This window comes from Deinococcus arboris (genome assembly GCF_009755355.1).
Taxonomy (GTDB): Bacteria; Deinococcota; Deinococci; order Deinococcales; family Deinococcaceae; genus Deinococcus; species Deinococcus betulae.
The window spans coordinates 1-21,759 of sequence record NZ_WQLB01000047.1; the positions used below are offsets into that span (position 1 = coordinate 1).

Annotated in this window: 21 protein-coding genes and 1 riboswitch; of the genes, 11 read left to right on the forward strand and 10 right to left on the reverse strand. The window is 67.0% G+C overall.

Annotated features, from left to right (window positions below):
* Positions 1-120 precede the first annotated feature (120 nt).
* Positions 121-678: a P-loop nucleotide/nucleoside kinase family protein gene (locus GO986_RS20900; protein ID WP_157461456.1), complete on the reverse strand. Its 558-nt coding sequence runs from the start codon at positions 676-678 to the stop codon at positions 121-123.
* Between the two features lie 329 nt (positions 679-1,007).
* The gene (locus GO986_RS20905) at positions 1,008-1,445 is read right to left on the reverse strand and encodes an OsmC family protein (RefSeq protein WP_157461457.1); all 438 of its coding nucleotides are present in this window, start codon (positions 1,443-1,445) and stop codon (positions 1,008-1,010) included.
* Between the two features lie 60 nt (positions 1,446-1,505).
* Here GO986_RS20905 and GO986_RS20910 point away from each other — a divergent pair, with 60 nt between their 5' ends.
* Complete coding sequence (locus GO986_RS20910; protein ID WP_157461458.1) at positions 1,506-2,363, forward strand: alpha/beta hydrolase; 858 nt, start codon at positions 1,506-1,508, stop codon at positions 2,361-2,363.
* 289 nt (positions 2,364-2,652) lie between these two features.
* Positions 2,653-3,447 carry a M12 family metallopeptidase gene (locus tag GO986_RS20915; protein WP_157461459.1) on the forward strand — a complete coding sequence of 265 codons (795 nt, stop codon included), beginning with the start codon at positions 2,653-2,655 and terminating at the stop codon, positions 3,445-3,447.
* A 132-nt stretch (positions 3,448-3,579) separates the two neighbouring features.
* Here the strand turns inward: GO986_RS20915 and crtI are convergent, their stop codons facing one another.
* The 3 genes from crtI to GO986_RS20930 all read right to left on the reverse strand — a co-directional run bounded on the left by crtI (position 3,580) and on the right by GO986_RS20930 (position 7,122).
* Positions 3,580-5,268: a phytoene desaturase family protein gene (gene crtI / locus GO986_RS20920; protein WP_157461460.1), complete on the reverse strand. Its 1,689-nt coding sequence runs from the start codon at positions 5,266-5,268 to the stop codon at positions 3,580-3,582.
* A gap of 61 nt (positions 5,269-5,329) precedes the next feature.
* A complete protein-coding gene (locus GO986_RS20925) occupies positions 5,330-6,217 on the reverse strand; it encodes a phytoene/squalene synthase family protein (RefSeq protein WP_369409517.1) in 888 nt (295 codons plus the stop codon).
* A 239-nt stretch (positions 6,218-6,456) separates the two neighbouring features.
* The gene (locus tag GO986_RS20930) at positions 6,457-7,122 is read right to left on the reverse strand and encodes a class I SAM-dependent methyltransferase (RefSeq protein ID WP_157461461.1); all 666 of its coding nucleotides are present in this window, start codon (positions 7,120-7,122) and stop codon (positions 6,457-6,459) included.
* Between the two features lie 69 nt (positions 7,123-7,191).
* On the opposite strand from GO986_RS20930, the gene GO986_RS20935 reads away from it, so the two are divergent.
* The 3 genes from GO986_RS20935 to GO986_RS20945 all read left to right on the forward strand — a co-directional run bounded on the left by GO986_RS20935 (position 7,192) and on the right by GO986_RS20945 (position 9,068).
* Positions 7,192-7,968, forward strand: coding sequence for a phage holin family protein (locus GO986_RS20935; RefSeq protein ID WP_157461462.1), 777 nt, complete (start codon positions 7,192-7,194; stop codon positions 7,966-7,968).
* A complete protein-coding gene (locus GO986_RS20940) occupies positions 7,968-8,591 on the forward strand; it encodes a hypothetical protein (protein WP_157461463.1) in 624 nt (207 codons plus the stop codon). Before GO986_RS20935 ends, GO986_RS20940 begins: the two co-directional genes overlap by 1 nt.
* A 78-nt stretch (positions 8,592-8,669) precedes the next feature.
* A complete protein-coding gene (locus tag GO986_RS20945) occupies positions 8,670-9,068 on the forward strand; it encodes a Fur family transcriptional regulator (protein ID WP_157461464.1) in 399 nt (132 codons plus the stop codon).
* On the opposite strand, the gene GO986_RS20950 is transcribed toward GO986_RS20945, so the two are convergent.
* Together GO986_RS20950 and GO986_RS20955 are read right to left on the reverse strand one after the other, a co-directional pair.
* Positions 9,065-9,652 (reverse strand): hypothetical protein, encoded by a 588-nt coding sequence (locus tag GO986_RS20950; RefSeq protein WP_157461465.1) that lies wholly within the window; start codon positions 9,650-9,652, stop codon positions 9,065-9,067. The genes GO986_RS20945 and GO986_RS20950 overlap by 4 nt on opposite strands.
* 147 nt (positions 9,653-9,799) lie before the next feature.
* Positions 9,800-11,851 carry a zinc metalloprotease gene (locus tag GO986_RS20955; RefSeq protein WP_157461466.1) on the reverse strand — a complete coding sequence of 684 codons (2,052 nt, stop codon included), beginning with the start codon at positions 11,849-11,851 and terminating at the stop codon, positions 9,800-9,802.
* A 198-nt stretch (positions 11,852-12,049) separates the two neighbouring features.
* Positions 12,050-12,140, forward strand: a riboswitch (SAM riboswitch).
* Positions 12,141-12,272: 132 nt separating this feature from the next.
* Between GO986_RS20955 and GO986_RS20960 the strand changes: the two genes are divergently transcribed.
* A complete protein-coding gene (locus tag GO986_RS20960) occupies positions 12,273-13,619 on the forward strand; it encodes an O-acetylhomoserine aminocarboxypropyltransferase/cysteine synthase family protein (RefSeq protein WP_157461467.1) in 1,347 nt (448 codons plus the stop codon).
* Positions 13,616-14,686, forward strand: coding sequence for an alpha/beta fold hydrolase (locus GO986_RS20965; RefSeq protein ID WP_439648723.1), 1,071 nt, complete (start codon positions 13,616-13,618; stop codon positions 14,684-14,686). Before GO986_RS20960 ends, GO986_RS20965 begins: the two co-directional genes overlap by 4 nt.
* Before the next feature lie 191 nt (positions 14,687-14,877).
* Here GO986_RS20965 and GO986_RS20970 read toward each other — a convergent pair whose 3' ends face one another.
* Together GO986_RS20970 and GO986_RS20975 are read right to left on the reverse strand one after the other, a co-directional pair.
* Positions 14,878-15,984 (reverse strand): glycosyltransferase family 4 protein, encoded by a 1,107-nt coding sequence (locus tag GO986_RS20970; protein WP_157461468.1) that lies wholly within the window; start codon positions 15,982-15,984, stop codon positions 14,878-14,880.
* Positions 15,981-16,856: a bifunctional 5,10-methylenetetrahydrofolate dehydrogenase/5,10-methenyltetrahydrofolate cyclohydrolase gene (locus GO986_RS20975; protein ID WP_157461469.1), complete on the reverse strand. Its 876-nt coding sequence runs from the start codon at positions 16,854-16,856 to the stop codon at positions 15,981-15,983. The genes GO986_RS20970 and GO986_RS20975 overlap by 4 nt, the downstream gene beginning before the upstream one ends.
* Before the next feature lie 219 nt (positions 16,857-17,075).
* Between GO986_RS20975 and GO986_RS20980 the strand changes: the two genes are divergently transcribed.
* Complete coding sequence (locus GO986_RS20980; RefSeq protein ID WP_157461470.1) at positions 17,076-17,741, forward strand: TetR/AcrR family transcriptional regulator; 666 nt, start codon at positions 17,076-17,078, stop codon at positions 17,739-17,741.
* Positions 17,742-17,796: 55 nt separating this feature from the next.
* Here the strand turns inward: GO986_RS20980 and GO986_RS20985 are convergent, their stop codons facing one another.
* Positions 17,797-18,522: a hypothetical protein gene (locus GO986_RS20985; RefSeq protein WP_157461471.1), complete on the reverse strand. Its 726-nt coding sequence runs from the start codon at positions 18,520-18,522 to the stop codon at positions 17,797-17,799.
* A gap of 98 nt (positions 18,523-18,620) precedes the next feature.
* Here GO986_RS20985 and proB point away from each other — a divergent pair, with 98 nt between their 5' ends.
* The 3 genes from proB (at position 18,621) to GO986_RS21000 (ending at position 21,722) form a co-directional block, all read left to right on the forward strand.
* Complete coding sequence (gene proB, locus GO986_RS20990; RefSeq protein ID WP_369409514.1) at positions 18,621-19,712, forward strand: glutamate 5-kinase; 1,092 nt, start codon at positions 18,621-18,623, stop codon at positions 19,710-19,712.
* 400 nt (positions 19,713-20,112) lie between these two features.
* The gene (locus tag GO986_RS20995) at positions 20,113-20,853 is read left to right on the forward strand and encodes a glucodextranase DOMON-like domain-containing protein (protein WP_369409515.1); all 741 of its coding nucleotides are present in this window, start codon (positions 20,113-20,115) and stop codon (positions 20,851-20,853) included.
* Positions 20,850-21,722 carry a DMT family transporter gene (locus tag GO986_RS21000; RefSeq protein ID WP_369409516.1) on the forward strand — a complete coding sequence of 291 codons (873 nt, stop codon included), beginning with the start codon at positions 20,850-20,852 and terminating at the stop codon, positions 21,720-21,722. Before GO986_RS20995 ends, GO986_RS21000 begins: the two co-directional genes overlap by 4 nt.
* Positions 21,723-21,759 lie beyond the last annotated feature (37 nt).

A 21,759-nucleotide genomic window follows, 5' to 3' on the forward strand; every position in this document is an offset into this window, starting at 1 on the left:
AGACGGCGTCGTTAAAGAGGTGGTTGTCCAGCAGGACGGCTCCGGTCTGCGCGGCCAGGGCCAGGCCGACGGTGCGCTTGCCGCTGGCAGGTGGTCCGGACAGGTGATAGACGGTGGGTGTCATGTCAAGCGGGTCTGGGCAAACGTGACAATCTGTCGCGCCGCGTCTTCTGGGCTCATCGTGGTTGTGTCGAGCACCAGGGCGTCTGGGGGTGGGGGCAGCGTGCCGGCCCGCGCCAGCAACTCGCGGAGTTGCACGGGGTCGCGCAGCTTCAGGCGTTCAGCACGGGCCGGGTGGGTCATGCGCGCTTCCAGTTCGGGCTGGGCACAGGTGAGCCACACTGGCACAAACGGCACGCCGCGCTGCGCGGCCAAGTCGCGCAGGCGCTGCACGTTCTGCCATTCCCGTTCCTCGGCGCTCAGGTAGTTCGTGAAGATGTGGGCCAGGGTCGGCGGCGCGTGCAGGGTCGCGGCCCGCACGGCTTTCCGGACCGCATGGCACAACTCCCAGACCTCGGCGGGCACTGGCTCTTTGCCACTCAGCCCTGCGGCCAGAAACACCGGGTCGTTGGTCAGGTGGTTGTCCATCAGCGCCGCGCCAGTCAAGGTGGCCAGCGCCTTGCCCACGGTGCGTTTGCCGGCCCCAGGCGGTCCAACCAGATAAAAGAGGTGGCTCATGGTCAGCAGTCTGCCGCGCGGCCCGGCGTCTGGCATGGGTGAAATGGCGCAGGAGTAAAAGCGTGCGCTGCTCCGGGAGATGGAGCAGCGCTACACGTCATACGGATTACCGTCTACAAGATCAACACATCGGAAAAAGACGAAGGGCGCAATCTTCACACTCGTCAGCCCACTGACGCTCTTTTTCCTCTCTTGTAGACTCAAAGAAAAGCCTCACAGAACTGTTCAGGTTTGCGAATGATTCAATCGGCGTTCGGAGGTTGTTGGGTGAGTGGGCGAGGCCGCTGCACAGGGCAGGCCCTCCAACCGTCAGCCCACCCCCATACCCCTTATTCCAGGATGGCTTCGTGGGTAATGTCTACGTTGCCCGCCATCACGCGGCTCATGGGGCACTTCTCGGCGGCGTCTTTCACGTGCGCTTCAAAGTCGGCCTGGTCGCTGCCCGTCACCTTGCCGCGCACCGTCAGGCGCATGGCGCTGACCCGAAAACCGGGGCCGTCCTTGACCATCTCGCAGGTGGCGTCGGTGCGCAGGTCTTCAACGGTGTGTCCGTGGTTACTCAGCAGCGCCGAGAGCTGCATGGTGAAGCAGCCCGCGTGGGCCGCCGCCAGCAGTTCTTCGGGGTTGGTGCCCACGCCATTTTCAAAGCGGGTGCCAAAGGAATACTGGGCGTTCTGAATGGTCGTGCTCTCGGTGCTGATCTGCCCCTTGCCGCCTCTGAGGTCGCCTTGCCAGTGGGCGCTGGCCTTCCGTGCAATATCTGCCATAGCCTCAAGTCTGCGGCGGGCGGTCTTGGGCTGCGGGCGGGCGGGGCTTAGACTCCCTTCATGCAATCAGAACACTGGGCGGTGCCGGGGGCGCCTGTCGAAGGCTACGTGTGGCGGGCGCCGGCCCCGCGTGCGAATGTGCTGCTGACCCACGGGTTTGGCGAGTATGCCGGGCGGTACGTGGAGCGCTACCACGCCCTGATTCCCAGTCTGGTGCAGGCGGGCTTGACCGTCTATGCCTACGACGAGCGTGGGCATGGCCGCTCGGGGGGGCGCCGGGCGGTGGTGGATGTGGCGCAGCTGGTGGAAGATCACCTGAAAGCCAGAGAGGCCCTGCGCGCGCTGCCGCAGCCCCTGTACCTGCTGGGCCACTCGATGGGCGGCCTGGTCGCGGCGGCCAGCGTGGCCCGTGACCCGCGCGGCGTGGCGGGCGTCATTCTGTCCAGTCCGGCGCTGCTGGTGGGCGAGGATGAGCAGCCCTGGCTCAAGCGGCTGGCCCCCCTCCTGGCGCGCGTGGCGCCGGGGCTGGGCACCACCGTGCTGGCCACCGGCGGCCTGTCGCGTCTGGCTGATGAGGTCGCCGCCTACGAAGCCGACACGACCATGTATCACGGCAAAGTGCCGGCCCTGACCGCCGCGAGCATGCTGCGCCTGAGCGGCGAGCTGTGGCCCCAGTACGCCCGATGGCAGGTGCCGACCCTGGTGTTTCACGGCAGCGAGGACCGGCTGACTGACCCCCGTGGAAGCCGCCGCTTTATCGAAGCCTTGCCTGCCAGTGACAAGACCTTCCATGAAGTCGAGGGTGGATATCACGAACTGCTGAATGACGAGAGGCGGGAGGAGGTGCGGCAACTTGTGCTGGACTGGCTTGATATGAGAGCGCCGCAGCCCGCCGCAGGTCAAGGACAACTGGCGTAAGAGGATTGCGGCTGACGCCTGATTTGGAGCAGTACTCACATCTCCGTCAGCCAACGCTTGTCATTTGAGATCTTTTCAAGCATCTAAGACGGCAGGTGAACCTCTATTTCTGAGAGGAAAAGGCGAACGCCAAGCTGTTCGCCCTTTTTCTTACAAATCCAGTTTTTAGCGTCTGGTAGTTCGAGTTTTGATTTTTTTACACCCTGTCCAAACAAGTGCAGGCCTGGGGGTTTACAGAAGCATGAGGGTCGCCTAAGCTCTGTGAATCTTACAACGGAGGTGCTTCACCATGCGGTTCACACCTGTTCTGCTGCTGTCTCTCGTCCTCGCGTCTTGCGCCACGACTTCTCAGGACGCCCCCAGCGCCCGTACCGCCCCGGAAACCCGCACCGCCACCCTCATCATGGAGGACGGCAGCCACCAGACTGTAACTGGCTTCGTGCAGGACGGCTATGTGATGCTCGAAGACGACATCATTCTGGGGCAAGCAGACGCCCTCGGCAGCCTGGGCACCTATGTGGTGGACACCCGTTACCGCTGGACTGGCCGCACCATTCCGTATACGTTTGCCAGCAACGTGCCGCAGGCCATCCGTGACCGCGTGGCCGCCGCCGCCTCGAACATTCGCAGCACCACCAACGTCATCGTCACGCCGCGTACCAACCAGCGCAACTACGTGGAAATCACGTACAACACCGGCACCAGTTGCGCCAGCAGCCTGGGCATGGTGGGCGGACGCCAGACGATTACGCTGGCCGACCGCTGCACCACCGGGTCTATCGTCCACGAGTTTGGGCACGCGATGGGCCTCTTCCACGAGCAGACCCGCCCTGACCGCGACAGCTACGTGCAGATTCAGTGGAACAACATCCCAGCCGACTGGCAGAGCCAGTACGAGATTCGTAGCGGGTCTAAGGGCTACGGCGCCTACGACTTTGATTCCATCATGCACTACCCCGCCTACTTTGACGGCAAGCTGGCCATCAAGCCTCTGAACAGCAGCATTGACGTCAACCGCATGGGCCAGCGCAACGGCTTTTCCACGATTGACAAGAACACCGTCAACTTCATGTACCCCCGCTAAAACGGGTCAGGACACCGCCGCCAGGGAGAGCCTGGTGGCGGTGGTTTTTGGTTCTAGGGCGAGTGGCGGAAGATGCGGTTGCTGTTCTCCCCTTGGCGGAGAGGACCCTGTGTAGCAAGAGGTGAGGGTGCCCTAGTCCGCCGCGCTCCCTTCTTTCTCGCTCCAGAGGCTCGGGTGCAGTCCAAAGTCCTGGGCGATCAGGCGGGCCGTCATCTTGGCCGACATCATCACGCTGGGCGTGCCGCCACCCGGCTGAGCCCCGGCGCCGACCAGATACAGATTCTTCACGTCCTCGCTGCGGTTGTGGGGCCGGAAAAAGGCGCTCTGAGCCAGCAAAGGCTCGGGGCCAAAGGCGTTGCCCAGATAGCTATCCAGCGTGCCTTCAAAATAATCCGGCGTAATAAACTCCTGGTGCGTCAGGCGCCCGCGCAGGCCAGGGATGTAACCACGCTCGTCCAAGAAGGTTAGCACCCGCTCGGTGAGGCGCGGTCCTTCCACCGTCCAGTCAATGCCGCTGGCGTTGTGAGGCACCGGCACCAGCGTATAGGCCGCGTGGTGCCCTTCGGGGGCCAGGCTGGGGTCGGTGAGGGTCGGGACATGCAGGTACTGGCTGAAGTCGGCGCCCAGTACCTTGCGCCCAAAAATCTCGGTCAGCAGTTCCTCGTAGCGCGGCCCCAGGATGATGTTGTGGTGACGCAGGTCCAGGTCGGCGCCATCCTTTCTAAACCCGAAGTACACCACCAGCAGGCTCATGCTCTGGCGCGCCGCCCTGACGCGCAGATCATTGTTGACCAGCCGGGCAGCGGCGGGCACCCGCTTGAGGTAGGTGTTGGCCCAGTCGCCGTTGCTGACCACCAGGTCTGCGTGGAGTTCCTCGCCGCCATCCAGCCGCACGCCACGCGCCACACGGCGCCCCAGCGGCTGGCACACGGGACGGCCCCGGTCGTCAGTGACCAGAATCTCCTCCACGCCCGCGTCGTAACGGACCCGGCCACCCAGTTCCTCAAATTTCTGCACAAACGCCCGCACCAGCGCGCCCGTGCCGCCCACCGCGTAGTGAATCCCCCAGGTTTTCTCGACAAAGTGAATCATGGCGTAGATGGCCGGCACCGACAGGGGGTTGCCGCCCACCAGCAGGGTCTCAAAGGAAAAGACCTGCCTCAGCTTGGGGCTCTCAAAGTACCGACTGGTAAAGGAAAACAGGGTGCGAACCGCGTCCAGCCGTAGCAGGTCGGGCACCACACGCAGCATGGTGGGCAGGTCGCCAAAATGGGTGTAGCCCAGTTCGAGGAAGCCGCGTTCAAAGATGGCCTGCGCGTCGGCGTGAAAGCGTTCGTAGCCGGGCAGGTCGCCGGGGGCCAGGGCCAGAATCTGGCGGCGGGTGCTGGCCGGATCGCCGTCGTAGTCAAAAAAGGTGCCGTCGTCAAAATAGATGCGGTAGAACGGCAGAATAGGCACCAGCTGGACATAGTTCTGGGTGTGTGGGCCGCCGCTCTGGCCCTCGCGCACGCGGGCATCTGGGGCCAGTATCTCGGGCGGGTAATCGGGGGCGTCCAGCATGCCCTGGCCACGCTGCAAGGCAAACAGCTCCTCGATAAAGTGCGGCACCGTAATGACCGTAGGCCCCATGTCAAAGACGTACCCGTCCGGGGTGCGCTTCTGGTAAGCCCGGCCTCCGGGGGCGTCCAGCCGCTCCACGATGGTGGTGTCAAAGCCCAGGCTTTGCAGGCGAATGCCCAGGCTCAGGCCGCCGATGCCCGCCCCCACGATCAGGGCAGTCTTGCGGCGGGGGTGGACAGGGGGGGCGGAGTCAGGCGTCATTCGTCAGGAACCTCCCGCTGCGAAGGGGCGCAGCGTGATGGGAGAAGAGGGAAAAAGTCCGTCAGGACAGCGGGGCCGGGCGGCTTTGGAGGTCCCACCAGGCGCGCGGCAGCATCAGCAACTTGCGGGTGCCACTGACATGGGCGCGGCGGCCAAAGTTATCAAAGTCGCCGCGCGCCAGATCGTCCAGAATGCCCTCATAGGCGCGGGCGGCGGTCGCCACGGCCAGGCGAGCGCTGCCGTGCAGGCAGGGAATCCCGGCGTGGCCCTCGGCGTACCAGGTGCGGGCCACACCTGTGAGGTGGCGCATCAGGGCGCGGTATTCAGGCGTGACGGCGCCGCGCTCCAGATCGGCCAGGGTCACGCCAAACTCGGCCAGCAGGGTGCGGGGCAGGTAAACCCGGCCCCGGCGCAGGTCCTCGCCCACGTCGCGCAGGATGTTGGTCAGCTGCATGGCCTGTCCCAGTTTCAGGGCGTGGTTTAAGGTGCGCTCACCGCCGCTGTAACCGCTGATAGGCGCAATCATGAACCCCACTACGCCCGCCACCCGGCGGCAGTAGAGGATTAGGTCGTTCATGTCCTCGTAGGCGTGGCCCCGTAGGTCCATCCGCAGGCCTTCGTGCAGTTCGGCAAAGGCGGGCAGCGGAATGGGGTAGGTCTGCGCGGCCCAGGCCAGGGCCACATCAGTGGGGTGGGGGCCAGGCTGGCCGGTAAAGGCATCCTGAATCCGCTCCCACCAGTCGTTCAGTCCGGCGCGCGCCGCGTCGCCCTGAAGGTCATCCACCAGGTCGTCGCCCTCGCGGCAGGCGGCATAGACCGCCCACACCGCCCGCCGCTGCGCCGCCGGAAAAAAGCGCGACCCCAGATAGAAGGTCTTGCTGTGGGTGCGCGTGACCTCCTGGCAGTGGGCGACAGCCTGGCCCAGCTGTGCGGGCGCCGCTGCCGTCACGCGGGCATCCACTGGCGCCGCCCAGGTGCGCGGCACCTGTTCAAACTGTCCAGTACAGAAGTCAATGACATATGGGTCACGTTGGCCGTCCTTAGGCACCGAGTCTACGGGGAGGGTCTGCGCGAAACGTCACGCATTCTTACAGAGTTCTTGCGAGTCGGGTGCGTAGGCCAGGGGTGCCGTCTGGCGACCGCTGGTTCAGGGCAGGGGAGGCGGCGCGTCGCCACCTGTCCTGATCCTCAGGAGGCGTCCTTCACAAAGCGCTCAAAGCGTACGGCGCCGACGCTCAGGCCGGCCGCTAGAGTCAGCTCGGGCACCTGGCGCGACACCCACGCCGGGTCGGGAAAGGTCAGGCCGCCCAGCGCCGGGCGGGCCAGCAGGTGCTGAAGCGGCCCGGCGGTGCGGCGCACGTACATCAGCCACAGCTGACCACCGGGCCGGGTCAGGCGGGTCAGCTCGCGCAGCAGCCGGGCCGGGTCATGCGTCTCGTTCAGGGTGGCGCCCACGGTCACGCCGTCAAAGTGCCCCCCCGGCAGGCCACTGGCCTCCAGGTTCAGCTGCCGCCACTCCACCTGAGGGCCAGGCTCCCGGCGCTGGGCCTCCCGCAGCATCGGCGCGCTGAGGTCGGCGGCCAGCACCTCTGCCCCGGCGCGGGCCAGCACCCCCGCATAGAAGCCGGCGCTGGTGCCGGCGTCCAGCCAGCGCTCACCAGGCTGCGGGGCGCACAGGGCGCGAAACAGCGCCGCCTCGCGCTCCAGCGAGTAGCCGCGCGCGCCTAGCAGCCGCAGTGACCCCGCCCGCCAACTCGCGTAGCCCCGCGCCGTAAGGGGCCAGAGGTTGCTGCGCTGGGCCAGCGTCAGGTTCAGGTTTTCTTGGTGCTGTGTGGCGCCGGGCATCGGGTTCATTATGCTGGGGTGGCCTGACCCCCGCTGTTCACGTTTTGTGAGGGGCCGCCACGCCGGAGGAAACCGTTTATGGAAGAACGCAAGAGTCTGGGGGGCGCGCTGGTGGATGTCTTTGACGCCGGCGTCACCCTCGTGAAAGCAGAATTGAGTGCTCTGGCCCGCAAGGCCGGCGCAGTGGCCAAAGCCAAGGGGCTGGGGGCTGTGCTGCTGCTCGCCTCGACCGGGCCGCTGGTTATGGGCCTGATTTTCATCATTCTGGCGGTGTTTTTCGGTCTGATGCGCCTGGGCCTGGGTCCCTGGGCCGCCGCGCTCCTGATTGCGCTGGTCAGCTTTGCCGTTACGGGCGCCCTGATCGTGCTGGGCCTGAAAAAGCTGGGCAGTGAGGCTGACCTCACCGAACCCCGCCACCGGAGGGAAGACATGAACGACGACCCCACCGCCGCCCGTCCCACCGCGCCGGCTCCTGCGGCCCCCAGCGCCGCCTCTGGCAGCAACGCCGCGCGTGATTCTCATAACAGCAGTGGCCCCAAGGTCGAACTGCGCCGCGACGCCCAGGAGCAGGCGGCCGGTGAGAACCGCGTGCTGGCCGAGGGCCAGGGCCAGGCCACCGTGCGCGTGGAGCACGGCACCACGACCGTCCCTGTCTACGAAAGCACGCCTGAAGGCGAGCCCCAGGAATACGGCAGCGGCCTGAACAAGAAGATAGACGGCAGCGAAACAGGCAAGGGGCACGGCCACCACCGCGACCCCAACCTGCAAGAGCCCGTGGTCCTGAAAGACGCTCCTGGGATTCCCGTGAGCACCGAGCCCACCTACCGCAGCGACATGAAGCGGGGCGAGTCCTGATGGCCCCCACAGACCCCACTGCGCGGGTCTACCTAACTGACCGCGAAGAGGCCCGCGAGCGCCTGAAAAAGAGCGTGGACGCCCTGACCCATGAGGCCAGCTTGCAGGTCAAGATGCAGCAGGAACCGCTGAAGATGCTGGGCGGCGCCTCGGCGGTAGGTGCCGTGCTGGGCCTCGTGATTGGCCGCCAGTTCCGGCGCAGCCGCAAAATCTATGTGGACGCTGCTAGCCCCGTCAAGCACCAGAAGGGCCTTATTAAGGCCCAGAAAAACCAGAAGGGCAGCGCGGCCGGCGGCGCCCTGATGGCCACCATCGGCACCCTGGCGTTCAAGACCCTGACAGACCGCGTGATTGCGCCGCGCCTGGAGAGTCTTGCCGACCGCCTGCTGACCCAGGCGGGCCAGGAGAAAGGCGCCTCGGCTCCGGCCAGTCAGGCCCCACCCACGGCGGCCACCGCCACGCGCAGCTATGCCCAGCAGGCCCCGGCTGAAGGCAGCGCGCCGCCCGCGCCCCTGCCCCAGACCCACGCCGGGCAGGTGCCTATTCCGCCCAGCCAGGTGGAGGCCAAAGCGAAGGGCAGTGAGATTGCCCCCAGCGAGATGGCCAACCCCAACCGCCGCTGACCCATCTGCCCCTCTGTGCCGCCCCAATCGTGGGCGGCTTTTTGATGCCTGCGGCCTGGGAGTGCTAGCCTGCCGGGCATGACCGCTTCTGTGTCCCGCAGCACCCGGCAGCGCGACGTGATTGCCCGCGTGCTCCAGGACGCCGAAGGGCCGCTGGCCGTGAATGACGTGCTGGACCGCGCCCGCTTGGACCTGCCGGCGCTGGGCGTGGCCACCGTGTACCGCACCCTGAAGCTCCTGACCGAACAGGGCCGCATTCACCCCGTCACGCTGGACGGCGAAACCCGCTACGAACCCAGCGGCAAGGGCCATCACCACCACTTCAGCTGCACGGCCTGCGGGCGCGTGTTTACCCTGCATACCTGCCCGGTGTCGCTGCCCAGGGGCACGGTGTATCCCGGCGGCTTTGTGATTGAGGCCCATGAGGTCACGCTGTACGGGCGCTGCCCCGACTGTGCGGGCGCCAGTTCCGCCTAGCGCAGCAGGGCCATCAGCGTCTTGAGGACGTCGGTGTTGGCCGGATTCACCTGATAAGGATTGAGGTCGGGCTGCCGGTTCAGGCGATCAACAATTGAGCGGCCCCCAGGAATCAACAGGTACAGCACCGACTGCACACCGCTGACGGCCTCTCCGGCGGCCAGGCGGGTCTGTGACGCCAGCATCAGGGCGCGGCTTTCGCGGCTGCCCATGTGCGCGTCTAGCAGCCGGCGCTGCTCGGGCAGCAGGGCCTCGGTGATCCGACTGATGGTCTGCTGCGTCGTGGCCGGCGGCAAAGAGGCGTTCGAGGCCAGCGGGGCCAGCAGGATATCCAGCTTGACCTTCATGTTGGGAGGCAGTTGGAGGGTGCCTGCGCGCAGCAGCTCGCGCAGACTGAGGGTCATCAGCATCAGGCGCAGCACGGGGCGCGTGTCCAGCGCCGCCTTGATCTGTGCGCTGGATACGCCCGCAGGACTAACCGGGCTGCCGGGCCGGGCCGGCAGATTGGCGGCGGCACTGGTCCACCCGCCCAGGAGCAGCGGAGCCGTTGCAACGAGCAGAGCCAGCGCGCGCACAAAAGTCATGCGGGCACTGTAGCGACTGGGTCTGGCGGTCAACGGCGACAGGCTTACCATCTGACCAGAGGCTGATGCTTGGGCCTGGAGAGCCAGCTCTGGGCGACAAGGCAAAGCCCCGCCGAGAAACAGGCGGGGCACAGAAGACGGGGGGCTTTACTTCTGGAGGCGCAGCTGACGCTGCAGGGGAGTTTCCTCGGGGAAGATGACCAGGCCTTTCTGGGCCTTAAAGGTCGGGCTGTACTGGGGTTTCTTAGCGGCGCTCAGGCCCTGCAAGCCGTTGAGGTTCTCGTACCATTTGTAGCCCTGCACGGCGACCCCCGCCTGCTGGGCGGCCCCCAGCACGGCGCGGTAGCCCTGGTGCGCCAGCTGTGCGGCCCCCAGGTAGTCCAGGGCGTCGTATTTCGCCTTGGCCTGGGTAAACAGGGTGTCGGCGTTCAGGGCGGCGCTGCTCACGCCACTGACTTTCTGGGCGCGGCGGGTCAGCTCCAGAATGGCGTTGGTGTTGTTCAGATAGGCGGCCGTCAGGTAGCGGTACTGGCTGTCCAGGTTGAACTGCCCGAAGGTCCGCGACAGGTCGTTGTAGGACATGATGGTGGCGCTCTGGTCGCCGCCGTTGACGAAGAAGAAGTCGCCGCTGGGTCCGTAGGACAGATTCTGCTCGCTGTCGTAGCCGTCATGTGGGTGCGACAGGCTGAGGTGGTGACCGACCTCGTGAACGGTGGTGTCCGTAAAGCCGTAACCTGGTTGCTCCTGAGTGCCGACCAGATCAGGGGTCAGGAAGGAATAGACAAAGCTCTGGGTGCCCGTTTCACCGTCATCGTAGGCAATGCCCAGTAGACCACCCTGGCTGTTCTGGTTGTCGTTGAAGAGGTAAACGGGCAGGCGGTAACGATTCTGCGGCGTGGTCTTGTAGGCCTCGCGCAGTTCCTTGACGCCAAACTGGAACAGCGCTTCTCCACTGAAGTCAAAGTAGTTGGGCGAGCAGACGTCTTCGACTTCCACGGGGAAAAAGCACTTGTACACATCGGCCAGATTGCCGTCCAGCGGGGTCTCCTTGACCGTGGTGCTGAACTTGGTGAAAGGCTGGAGTGGCGCGATGCGCTCCTGCATCAGCTGAGGTTTGAGGACTTCCGCCGAGGCGCGCGCTCCAGCGCCCTGCTCCACATGCAGGTCCAGCTCAATCTCTTCAGGCATCTGGGGGGGCGTCAGGGCTGCGCGGTAGATAGGGCTGGGGGTGAACAGCAGGTTAATGGCGGTGTAGCGGGCCACCAGGGCCAGGTCAGGGCTGACCTTACGCCCGGCGCCTATGCTGGCCTTGCGCGTGCCGTATTCCCAAATGGGTGGCATGCGGTAGTCAGCGGCATCGTCGCCGTCTACATCCAGATTGGTGACGTCGTAGGCGTAGGTCCAGGGGTCTGGGTTGGCCGATAGATCGTAAAACCATACGCGCTGCGCAGCGCTGCCCATACGGGTGCTGCCGCCCCAGGCAATCAGTCGGCGGTTAGAAAGCTCACCAAACTTGGCGCCTGTGTCGGTGTCGGCGGCGTCGGCCCGCGCGTAACTGTGGAACTTAAAGTCGGGGCGGTCATACCAGTTCACGAAGTAGATGGTGTGTTCGCCTGGCTTGACGCCCACGCGGCTCACGTTGTCGGCCAGCCAGTTTTCTGTCTTCAGCGCGTCAATCTCAAAATTGCCGGTCACTGGGCGGTTGATGTTGCCCGCTGGGGTGGCACACACCGGGTCATCCTTGACCAGATACTCCTGGCAGTTATAGCGCTGCTGATGGAGAGTAATGGCTTGCTCTGTGCCGGAAGCGGTCAGAAACTCAAAGAAATCATCCTCGAATGCTTGGTTGGCAAAGACGTAGTTGTAATCGAAGTCAAAGCTGTTGCCCGTCATCTCTGTGCGGCCGTAAGAGCTGGGAATGCGGTTCACAGCGTCGTAGGTTTTGGGCAGCGTCTGCGCGAAATCCTGCGTGCTGACCTGGCGCGCCGTCGCCACCTGGCCGGGAAGAGTCTGACGGTAGCCCACAAACACGATGTTGACCTTGAGTTTGGTACGAACCGTGTCCTCTTTGCCGGGTGACAAGGTCTTCAGGGTGCCAAATTCCGTTGGGGTGCCCGGCGTTGGAATAGGCGTGGGCTGATTACAGGCAGAGAGTAGGGCAGTGCCCAGGAGGGCAGCGGTCAGCAGGGATTTGTGCATGGGACTCCTCTGAGATGGCCAGAAGCAGGCAGAATCAGCGGTAGCAGCGCGTGTCTCGGTCAGTCGAAGGGTCGAAGACCCGGACGCCGCTCACAGAACTTTCTGACGCCTCACATCCTAGCGCCTGGACGGGTGACTTGACCACGCGCCGGGGCGCCCCTTACCCTGGGCAGCGACTCCCACGCTGGAGCCACCCACTTCAGAGCGCCCGAGAGACCTGGCTCGTTGACGGCGCGGCAACCGGACTTCATCTCGTCACGGTGCCAAGGCCAGCCTGCCTGCGGCTCAACGATGACCGCGCGGCCGGAGCAAGAGGGAAGGTCTCGCGGATGACATGTTCAGCGCCCCTTCTCATGGTTTCAGAGCAGGGGCGCGCCTCTTTGTGCAGGCGTCCCCCCGGTGTCCCCGTAGGAGGCGCGTCATGGCGCACAGATTTGAGACGTTGCAGGTTCATGCCGGACAGAAGCCCGACCCCACCACCGGCGCGCAGCAGGTGCCGATTTACCCCACCAACAGCTACGTGTTCCAGTCGCCCGAACACGCCGCCGACCTGTTTGGCCTGCGGGCCTTTGGCAACATCTACAGCCGCATCATGAACCCCACGAACGCCGTGTTCGAGGAGCGGCTGGCCGCCCTGGAAGGTGGGGTTGGCGCCTTGGCTGTGGCGAGTGGGCACGCCGCCCAGTTTCTGGCCATCACGAACGTCGCCCAGGCTGGGGACAACATCGTCTCCACGCCCAACCTTTACGGCGGCACTGTCAACCAGTTCCGCGTGACGCTGGCGCGGCTGGGGATTGAGGTGCGCTTTACGGGCCGTGACGAGCGCCCCGAAGACTTCACCGCCCTGATTGATGAGAAGACCCGCGCGGTGTACCTCGAAACCATTGGCAACCCGGCGCTGAACATTCCCGATTTCGAGGCGATTGCCGCCGCCGCCCACGCGCAGGGCGTAGCCGTGATCGTGGACAACACCTTTGGCGCGGGTGGGTACTACTGCCAGCCGCTGAAACACGGCGCCAACGTGGTGCTGCATTCGGCCAGCAAATGGATTGGCGGGCACGGCAACGGGATTGGCGGCGTCATCGTGGACGGCGGCAATTTTGACTGGGGCAATGGCCGCTACCCCCTGTTCACCGAACCCAGCCCCAGCTACCACGGCCTGAACTTCTGGGAGACCTTCGGCACCGGCAACGCGCTGGGGCTGCCGAACGTGGCCTTTATCATCCGCGCGCGCACCGAGGGGCTGCGGGACCTGGGGCCGACCCTGGCCCCGCAGCAGGCGTGGCAGTTCCTGCAGGGCCTGGAAACCCTGAGTCTGCGCGCCGAGCGCCACGCCCAGAACGCCCAGGCGCTGGCCGTCTGGCTGGCCGCGCACCCGGACGTGAGCCGCGTGACCTACCCTGGCCTGAGTAACCACCCGCATTACGACCGGGCCCAGCATTACCTGCCGCGCGGGGGCGGCGCGGTACTAACCTTTGAACTGCGGGGCGGGCGCGCAGCCGGCGAGGCATTTATCCGCTCGGTGGCGTTGGCGCAGCATGTGGCCAACGTGGGCGACACCCGTACGCTGGTCATTCACCCGGCCAGCACCACCCACAGCCAGCTGGATGAGGTCTCGCAGGGCCGCGCGGGCGTCACGCCAGGGCTGGTGCGCGTGTCGGTCGGCACCGAGCATATCGAGGACATCCGCGAGGACTTTGCCCAGGCGCTGGCCGCCGCCCTGGTGGAAGGGGACGCGGCCGAAGCCAGCGCCAGCGAGGAGGCGTGACCGCCCTGAGTCATCCTGTCCCCCCGCCGCTGCCGCTGCCGCTGCCGGCCCTCGACGACAGCCCCGAGCGATGTCTGCCTGCCGAGCAGCCCGTCTCCCCCCGCCGGCAGGTGGCGCGGCTGTTCCGACAGGCGCCGCTATTGCTGGACTGCGGTCTGCCGGTCAGTGACGTGCGCCTGGCCTACCACACCTACGGCACGCCGGGTGAAACGGCGACGCTGGTGCTGCACGCCCTGACCGGCAACAGCGCCGTGCATGAGTGGTGGCCCGAGTTTCTGGGCGAGGGGCGGCCGCTGGACCCCACGCGCGACTTCATCGTGTGTGCCAACGTGCTGGGCGGCTGTGCAGGCAGCAGCGGTCCCGGCGACCTGCCAGGGCTGGGCGCAGGCGACGCGCCGCTGACCCTGCGGGATATGGCGCGGGCCGGGCGCGCGCTGCTGGAACACCTGGGGGTGCGCCGCGTGCGCGTGGTGGGCGGCAGCATGGGCGGCATGCTGGCCTACGCCTGGCTGCTGGAATGCCCGGACCTGGTGCAGAGCGCCGTCATCATTGGCGCCCCGGCCCGGCATTCGCCCTGGGCGATTGGCCTGAACACGGCGGCCCGCAGCGCCATCCGCGCGGCGCCGGGAGGCGAGGGCCTCAAGGTGGCGCGCCAGATTGCGATGCTGTCGTACCGCAGTCCCGAGAGTCTGGCCCAGACCCAGGCCGGACAGCGCCGGGCGGGCGTGCCTGCCATCACCACCTACCTACACCACCAGGGCGAGAAATTGCAGGCCCGGTTCTGCGAGCGCAGTTACGTGACCCTGACTGGCGCCATGGACACTTTTCAGCCGGGCGACGCGGAACTAGGCACCATCCGCGCCCCGGTGCTGGTGGTGGGCATTTCCAGCGACCAGCTGTATCCCGCCGCCGAGGTGCGCGCCCACGCCGAACGGCTGCCCCGAGCCTCGTACTGGGAACTGCAGAGCGTGCACGGCCACGACGCCTTTCTGATGGACAGCCAGGAGTTGCCAGGGCGAGTGTCCGCGTTTTTGCAGGCAGGTGAGGGTGCGGTTCAGGTGTGTTGAGTCGCGGCGCCGACTTGCCACTCAGGCGCAGCAGCGGGGCCAGTCGGTTCGCCAGACGCACGGCTGAATTGCGCGACCTCTGCGACTGCTGACGGCGTGGCGTCAGTAGAGGGATAGGTGCAGACCGGCTAGACCCAGAAGAGGCTGTCCCAGCATCTGTCAAGACATTGCGCCGCCGGGTGGGGAGCGTGTCAGGGTCGGGCGGCCCGGTGAATCAGGTCGGCGACCTGCGCGGCGGTGTGTTCCAGACGGTGGCTGCTCAGGACCCGTTCACGGGCCTGGCGGCCCAGCTGAGCAGTCTGGAGAGGCGCCTGCGCCAGTGCCCGCAGGGCCTGGGCCAGCAGTTGGGGCTGAGGCGGAACCAGCAGCCCATCCACCCCGTCGCGCACCAGCTCGGCCTGAGCCGGAATAGCGGTGGTGACCACTGGCAGGCCCGAAGCCATCGCTTCGAGCGTGACCAGCGACTGATTTTCGGCCAGGGTGGGTTGCAGGAGCACGTCGGCGGCCTGATATAGCGTGGACATGTCCCAGCGCCGTCCCAGAAACCGGACATTGGTCAGGCGCAGGCGGCGCGTCAGCAGCCGAGCGGCTGTGCCCAGCGGCGAATCCATGTCGCCCACGAACACAAAGGTCAAGTCAGGGCAGTGCCGCGCCGCCAGCACGGCAGCCAGCTGATTTTTTTCCAGGGCAAAGCGGCCCGGCACCAGCACGGTAAAGGTGTCAAAGCCCAGGTGGCGCCGCAGGGCTGCGCGGGCCTCTGCGGGGGCCGGCGCGAACACGGCTGTATCCACGCCGTTGGTCACCCCAAGAACACCGCGCAGGCGCATCCGGCGTTCCAGAAAGGCCTGCCCCCAGCGCGACACGGTGACCACGGTGCCCACCCGCCGCAGGGGCCGGGCCTTGGTGACCGCGTAAATCAGCCGGAACAGCGCCTTTAGCCCCAGCGGATAGTGATAGTCCAGCTGGTCATGCACCACCGTCAGATAGGGCGTCGCCAAGTTGGCCTGGGCGGCGGCGTAGGTGTGCGGTTCCCACGCCTGAAGCAGCCGCAGGTCAAAGGAGGCGGTGGCTGGGCCCAGCGTACCGACGCCGTCATGCCGCGTGACCTCCAGCCCCCGCTCTGCACACCGCCGCGCCAGTTCGTCCAGCGCCGCGCCGTGTGGCAGAAAGACGCTGGCCTGAATGCCCTGTTCACGCAGCAGGGGCAGCACGTCCAGAAGCCAGATTTCGCTGCCGGCCACGCGCGGGGCGTCGGTCAGGACGGCCAGCCGCAGGGGGGCGTGGCGGGGGCCGGTCATTCCACCGGCTCGCCGCGCTGTAACTTCACGGCGCGCACGAGGTTCTGGTACATCAGGGCGCTGGTCAGCGGCCCCACGCCGCCCGGCACAGGGGTCTGGGCCTGTACCGGCAGCCCGGCCTCGGCGTCGCCCACCACGCCCTGCGGCTGCACGTTGATGCCCGCGTCAATAATGACGTGGTGGGGCTGCACATGCTCGGGGCGCAGCAGCCCCGCGCGGCCCACCGCCACCACCACGGCGTCTTGGTTGTCCAGCACCGCGCGCAGGTCGCGGGTGTGTTCGTTGCACAGCGTGACGGTCACGCCCCGGTTGTTCAGCATGAACGTCAAGGGCCGGCCGACGGTGCGCCCTGGGCCCACGACCGCCACCCGCCGCCCACGCAGGTCGTCACCCAGCGCCGAGCGCAGCAGAAAGCGGACCGAGCGCGGCGTGGGGGGCAGCAAAGCCTCGCTTTCGCGGCCCGCCGCAATCAGGGCGAGGTTGGCGGGACTCAGGCCCTCAATGTCTTTCTGGGGCTGGAGGCGCAGCAGCGCGGCGTCGGCGTCCAGCCCCGGTGCCAGCGGCAATTCCAGCATGATGCCGTGAACGTCCCCGCTGGCCGACAGCTCGTCCAGCGCGGCGTGCAGGCCGTCCTGGGTGGGCGCGTCGCCTAAGTCGCGCACGGTGAAGCGCACCCCCAGCCGTTCGGCCTGCCGGGCCTTGCTGTCCACGTACACCCGCGAGGCCGGGTCGCCCGAGGCCAGCACGCTGACCAGATGAGGCTGAAACGGCCAGGCGCGCAGCGCGGCGCGCACATCGGCCGTGACGTCGGCGGCCAGGGCTTTGCCCGGCAGGGCGCGGGGGGTGGGAGCAGAGGCGTCGGGTGTGGGCATGGCAGGTCTCGGTGGTCAAGTGTAGTACGGATTCCGAAGCCGTCTGGAGCGGGGAGGCCGGGTGCTGGGTCAAGTGACGCGGGCACAGGGTGCGCCGTGTACACTCTGGGCAGAAAAAAGCGCACAACCACACTACCGCCTCCGGACGCATCCCCAGGGGGAGGATAGCGTGAAGTCGTTCACAGCGGCTCCTGGCTGGACAGAATATCGTCTACACCGATGTCAAGTCCCGCCCCCCGTCCCGCCCGCGCCCGCAGCGCTGAAGAAAAGCATCAGCGCCGCGACGATATCCTGCGCGCCGCCGAACGCCTCTGGACCAGCACCTCCTACGCCGAACTCAGCATGAACCAGGTGGCGCGGGAAGCGCAGCTGGCCAAGGGCACCCTCTACCTGTACTTTGACACCAAGGAAGAACTGTTTCTGGCGCTGCTGTCCGAGCATCTGCACCGCTGGATCGCGGCCACCGCCGCCCTGTTTACCGAGCGCCAGCCGCGCACGGCCCAGCAGGTGACCGACATCCTGCTGTACCAGGCCGAGGACTTGATTCCGCTGCGGCGCCTGCTGGTGCTGCTGGGCACCGTGCTGGAGCGCAATGTTCGTCCTGAACTGGCCCTGGAATTCCGCCGTGACCTGGACGCGCAGTTGCGCCGCCTGGTGGGCCACATGCCCTACCCGCCGGCCACCGCCCTGCGCGTGCTGCGCCACCTGTACGCCATGACGATTGGCTGGCAGCAGTTCAGCGAGTCGCTGCCTGGCACCGACCCTGTGACGGCCCAGATCCGCACGCCCGAGCAGACCGATCTGTACAGCGAATTCGAGCTAGCCCTGCGCGCCATCATCGAGCAGCTGGCGGCGCAGGAAGCGCGCCCGGCCAACGCCAGCTAAAGCCCACCCGGCGGGTACAGGAACGGGGCCAGTGGGTCCCGTCTTCTTTTTGCGTCTACCCCTTTTTGAACTTGCCGCTGGCGGCATGCCAGACCAGGCGCAGGGGCCGCGTCACGGCGGCCAGGTTCACTCTGGCGGCGGTGCAGGCGCGCGCGGCGTCGGGCGGCAGCAGCGGCAGCGCGTGCAGGTGCAGGCCGCCTGGGGCCGGCAGGTACGACACCCCCAGCGTCACCGCGCGCAGGCAGGGCGGCACGCTGCCGGTCAGGAATTCCTGGTCGCGCAGCAGCGGAATAACGTCGTGTTCCCCTGTCGGCGTTAGCGTGCCCCCCGGCCGCAGCCAGGCAAAGGCGCTGCGTTCCTGACAGGCGCCCTGGGCACACCACTGCCGGTTCAGGACCAGCAGCGCCTGGGTGCCGCTGCGGTAGGTGGCGGCCCGCACGGTGGTAAAGACGCTGCCGGCGCCGCCGTGGCTGTGACCGCGCCAGTCCAGAAAAGTGGCCGCCTCGTCGGTCAGGCGGCGGGCAAAGAGATTCTGCGTGGCCCCCCAGGTCAGGCCTTCGCGCTGGGCCAGCGCCAGCAGCGACCCTTCAGCCGCTGGCGGCGTGAAGGTGGTCATAAAGGTATGTAGGCCGCGCAGCGGGCTCAGGGGAGAGCCGGGCGGCGTGGCCCCTGAGGCGCTGGGACTCAGCTGCGCGCCAGCGGTCCCCATCGCTAACAGCGCCAGGAAAAGGCTGGCCCGCCACCACCCAGCGTTCTGGCGGCTTGACTGCTCCAGGCTCATGCTTCCCCCCAATTTCTCATTGATTCTCATTTTGCACCAGGGGAGCGCCTCTGCACAGGGGGGAACGGGCGGCCCTGTTCGCCCGCTATGCTGCGCCCGTGCGCGTGGTGCTGAAACTGGGAACAAGTGTGCTGACTGCCGGAACAGACCGCCTGCACCGGCCGCGTCTGGTGGACCTGATGCGGGGGCTCTCGGCGGTGCGCCAGGCTGGCCACGAGGCGGTGCTGGTGACCAGTGGCGCCGTCCTGGCCGGTTGGGAAGCCCTGGGGTTTCCGCCGCGCGACCGTACTCTGGCCGAAAAGCAGCTGCTGGCCGCTGTGGGCCAGGGCCGCTTGATGCACGCCTACGCCCAGCTGGCCGACCTGTACAGCGTGCCGGTGGCGCAGGTGCTGCTGACCGCCGACGATTTCCGGGACCGCACCCGGTACTTAAACGCCCGAACCACCCTGAACGCCTGCCTAGCACGCGGCGTGATGCCCGTTATCAACGAGAACGACGCTGTGGCCCTGGAGCAGCTGAAGGTGGGCGACAACGACACGCTCTCGGCGTTCGTGGCCAATCTGGTCGAGGCCGACCTGCTGGTCATCCTGACCGACGCGCCGGGGCTGTACACCGCCGACCCGCGCACCCACCCGGACGCGACCTTTATTCCGGTCGTGGAGCGCGTCACCCCCGAGGTCTGGGCGCAGGCGGGCGGGGCCGGGTCCCACCGGGGCACCGGCGGCATGCACACCAAGATTCAGGCCGCTGAGGTGGCCACCCGTGCGGGCACGCCCGTCGTGATTGCCCCCGGCGACGCCCCGGACGCCCTGAGCCGCATCGTGGCCGGGGAGGCGCTGGGCACACGCTTTCTGGCCCACACCTCGCGGCTGGAGGCGCGCAAACGCTGGATTCTGGCTGAGGTCGCCTCAGGCAGTCTGAGGCTGGATGCAGGCGCTGCCCAGGCGGTACGCGAACGCGGCGCCAGCCTGCTGCCCGCTGGCATTACGGCTGTCGAGGGCCGCTTTGCGCGCGGCCACACGGTCCGGGTGTTGGGACCAGACGGCGCCGACCTGGCCCGCGGCCTGAGCCGCTACAGTTCGGGCGACCTGACCCGCATTCAGGGCCGGCACTCACGCGACGTGGAAGGGCTGCTGGGCTTTACCTACGGCCCCGAAGCGATTCACCGGGATGATCTGGTGCGGTTGTAGGGGAGAGGCTGTTTGGGAATGGACAGTGGCACCTGGAGTGGTTGAGAGGTGTCACCCTGAACCGCTCTGTGACGGACGAAGGGCGTGACCTCAACAGACAGCGGCAGAAATGGAATCGGGGGGATGTGTTGACCCTCTCAATGGAACTGGCAGCCGCTGTGAGGCCGGTTGGGTAGAGGAGTCTGCCGGCGCCGGGGCCTCCTGTCATTTGCGCGTTGGGAAGCTTTCCAGCTGCGTTGAAATTATCGAATCAGCAGAGACTGGGGAGCCTCCAGGCTCTAACCGTTAAGCATCTTCGGCTCCAGTGTGCGGCGCACCGCCTTCCAAGTGACTGGGCCAGAGTCGCCGGCAGCGGATGTATCCCCGCGACCCTTCTCTGCGCCCCTCTATACTGCCGGGCGTGCTGGCGCTGCTCGCTTCGACGATCACTCTGACGGACCCGGCGGGGGACGCGCGCGGCGACGGCGGCTATGTGCTGCCCACCCGCCCCGCCATCAGCGCTGAGATGCTGGACCTGCGCGCGTTTAGCGCCCAGCCGCAGGGCGAGGGCATGCGTTTTACCGTCAGCTTTAGCCAGCTGGGTAATCCCTGGAATGCGCCGTCGGGGTACAGCGCGGGCGTGACCGATATTTTTGTCAAGGGCGCGCTGGGCGGGCAGCAGGTGCTGGGCGAGACCGGGCTGCGGGTGCGCGGTCAGGGCGGCTGGGCCTATCACCTCCGCGTGACTGGCGGCGGCGCCACATTGGTGCAGGCCGATAGTCAGGGCACGCTGACCACGCTGGCTGCCCCTGGCGTTCAGGTCTCAGGCACCAGCCTGGTGATTGACGCAGCGGTGCCGGGCGGGACCTACGGCTACTGGGTCACCAACAGCGTCTACACGCCCCTGTCGCCGGGCGGCGTCCTAAAACCTGGCACCGCCGCTGGCCCCACCCTGTTGCAGGCGGGGCGGGCCGGCGCCCCGACCCCGGTGGACGTCCTGGCCCCCAGCAGTGACACCCTGGCCTTTACGAGCGGCACCCTGGCGCCTGTGGGCGAAACCCGTGACTGGGTGAGTCTGACCCTCATGGCCCTGGGCGCAGCGGGCCTGCTGCTGACGGTGGTGGCCACGGTTATGGTGTGGCGGCGGTTGGCAGGCCGGTGACGCGCCTGCCCGCGCCCCTGCTGATTCTGGCTGCGGCGGTGCTCTGGGGCCTGCTAGGAATTCTGGGCAAGCAGGCGCAGGCGGGCGGCGTGGGGCCGCTGGAGGTGGCGTTCTGGCGCGCCCTGCTGGCTGGTGGGCTGTTTACCCTGCACGCCGGCTTGACCGGCGCGCGCTGGCCGCGTGGCCGTGACCTGCTGGTCACCGTCGGCTTTGGGGTGGCGGGGGTCAGCGTGTTTTACGGCGCCTATCAGCTGGCGGTGCAGGCGGGCGGGGCCAGCCTGGCCAGCGTGCTGCTGTACACCGCGCCTGCCTTTGTGGCGCTGATGGGCTGGGCTTTGTTGCGCGAGCGCCTGGGTCGCCGGGAGTTGGGCGCCGTGGCCCTGACCCTGGGGGGCATTGCCCTCATCAGCCTGGGTGGTGGCCAGGGCGTCACGGTCAGCGGCCCGGCCCTGGCCTGGGGCCTCCTGGCCGGCTTCACTTACAGCCTGTATTACCTGTATGGCAAGGCGTTTTTTACCCGGTACGAGCCGGCCGCGCTGCTGGCGGTGGCCTTGCTGGTGGGCGCCGCAGGCCTGCTGCTCTTCGTGGACTTTACGGCCAAGACAGTCCCCGTGTGGGCCAGCCTGGGCGGCATGGCGGTGTTCTGCACCTACCTGGCTTACCTGGCGTATAGCGCAGGCCTGCGGTCACTGCCGGCCACCCGTGCCAGCGTGATTGCCAGCCTGGAGCCGGTGGTGGCTGCTGGGCTGGCTGCCCTGCTGTTCGGCGAACGCCTAGCGGCCCTGGCCCTGCTGGGCGCGGCGCTGGTGATAGGGGCGGCCCTGCTCCTCAGCATCAACCCAGACGAAGCGCATCCCAGCGCGGAGTGAGAGAGGGGCCGACGGGGAAGAGCCCCTTTTCTGTTTA

Coding starts and splice junctions, on each gene's coding strand:
- GO986_RS20900 (WP_157461456.1), bottom strand. CDS start 678: ATGAGCCACCTCTTTTATCTGGTTGGACCGCCTGGGGCCGGCAAACGC.
- GO986_RS20905 (WP_157461457.1), bottom strand. CDS start 1,445: ATGGCAGATATTGCACGGAAGGCCAGCGCCCACTGGCAAGGCGACCTC.
- GO986_RS20910 (WP_157461458.1), top strand. CDS start 1,506: ATGCAATCAGAACACTGGGCGGTGCCGGGGGCGCCTGTCGAAGGCTAC.
- GO986_RS20915 (WP_157461459.1), top strand. CDS start 2,653: ATGCGGTTCACACCTGTTCTGCTGCTGTCTCTCGTCCTCGCGTCTTGC.
- crtI (WP_157461460.1), bottom strand. CDS start 5,268: ATGACGCCTGACTCCGCCCCCCCTGTCCACCCCCGCCGCAAGACTGCC.
- GO986_RS20930 (WP_157461461.1), bottom strand. CDS start 7,122: ATGAACCCGATGCCCGGCGCCACACAGCACCAAGAAAACCTGAACCTG.
- GO986_RS20935 (WP_157461462.1), top strand. CDS start 7,192: ATGGAAGAACGCAAGAGTCTGGGGGGCGCGCTGGTGGATGTCTTTGAC.
- GO986_RS20940 (WP_157461463.1), top strand. CDS start 7,968: ATGGCCCCCACAGACCCCACTGCGCGGGTCTACCTAACTGACCGCGAA.
- GO986_RS20945 (WP_157461464.1), top strand. CDS start 8,670: ATGACCGCTTCTGTGTCCCGCAGCACCCGGCAGCGCGACGTGATTGCC.
- GO986_RS20950 (WP_157461465.1), bottom strand. CDS start 9,652: ATGACTTTTGTGCGCGCGCTGGCTCTGCTCGTTGCAACGGCTCCGCTG.
- GO986_RS20955 (WP_157461466.1), bottom strand. CDS start 11,851: ATGCACAAATCCCTGCTGACCGCTGCCCTCCTGGGCACTGCCCTACTC.
- GO986_RS20960 (WP_157461467.1), top strand. CDS start 12,273: ATGGCGCACAGATTTGAGACGTTGCAGGTTCATGCCGGACAGAAGCCC.
- GO986_RS20970 (WP_157461468.1), bottom strand. CDS start 15,984: ATGACCGGCCCCCGCCACGCCCCCCTGCGGCTGGCCGTCCTGACCGAC.
- GO986_RS20975 (WP_157461469.1), bottom strand. CDS start 16,856: ATGCCCACACCCGACGCCTCTGCTCCCACCCCCCGCGCCCTGCCGGGC.
- GO986_RS20980 (WP_157461470.1), top strand. CDS start 17,076: ATGTCAAGTCCCGCCCCCCGTCCCGCCCGCGCCCGCAGCGCTGAAGAA.
- GO986_RS20985 (WP_157461471.1), bottom strand. CDS start 18,522: ATGAGCCTGGAGCAGTCAAGCCGCCAGAACGCTGGGTGGTGGCGGGCC.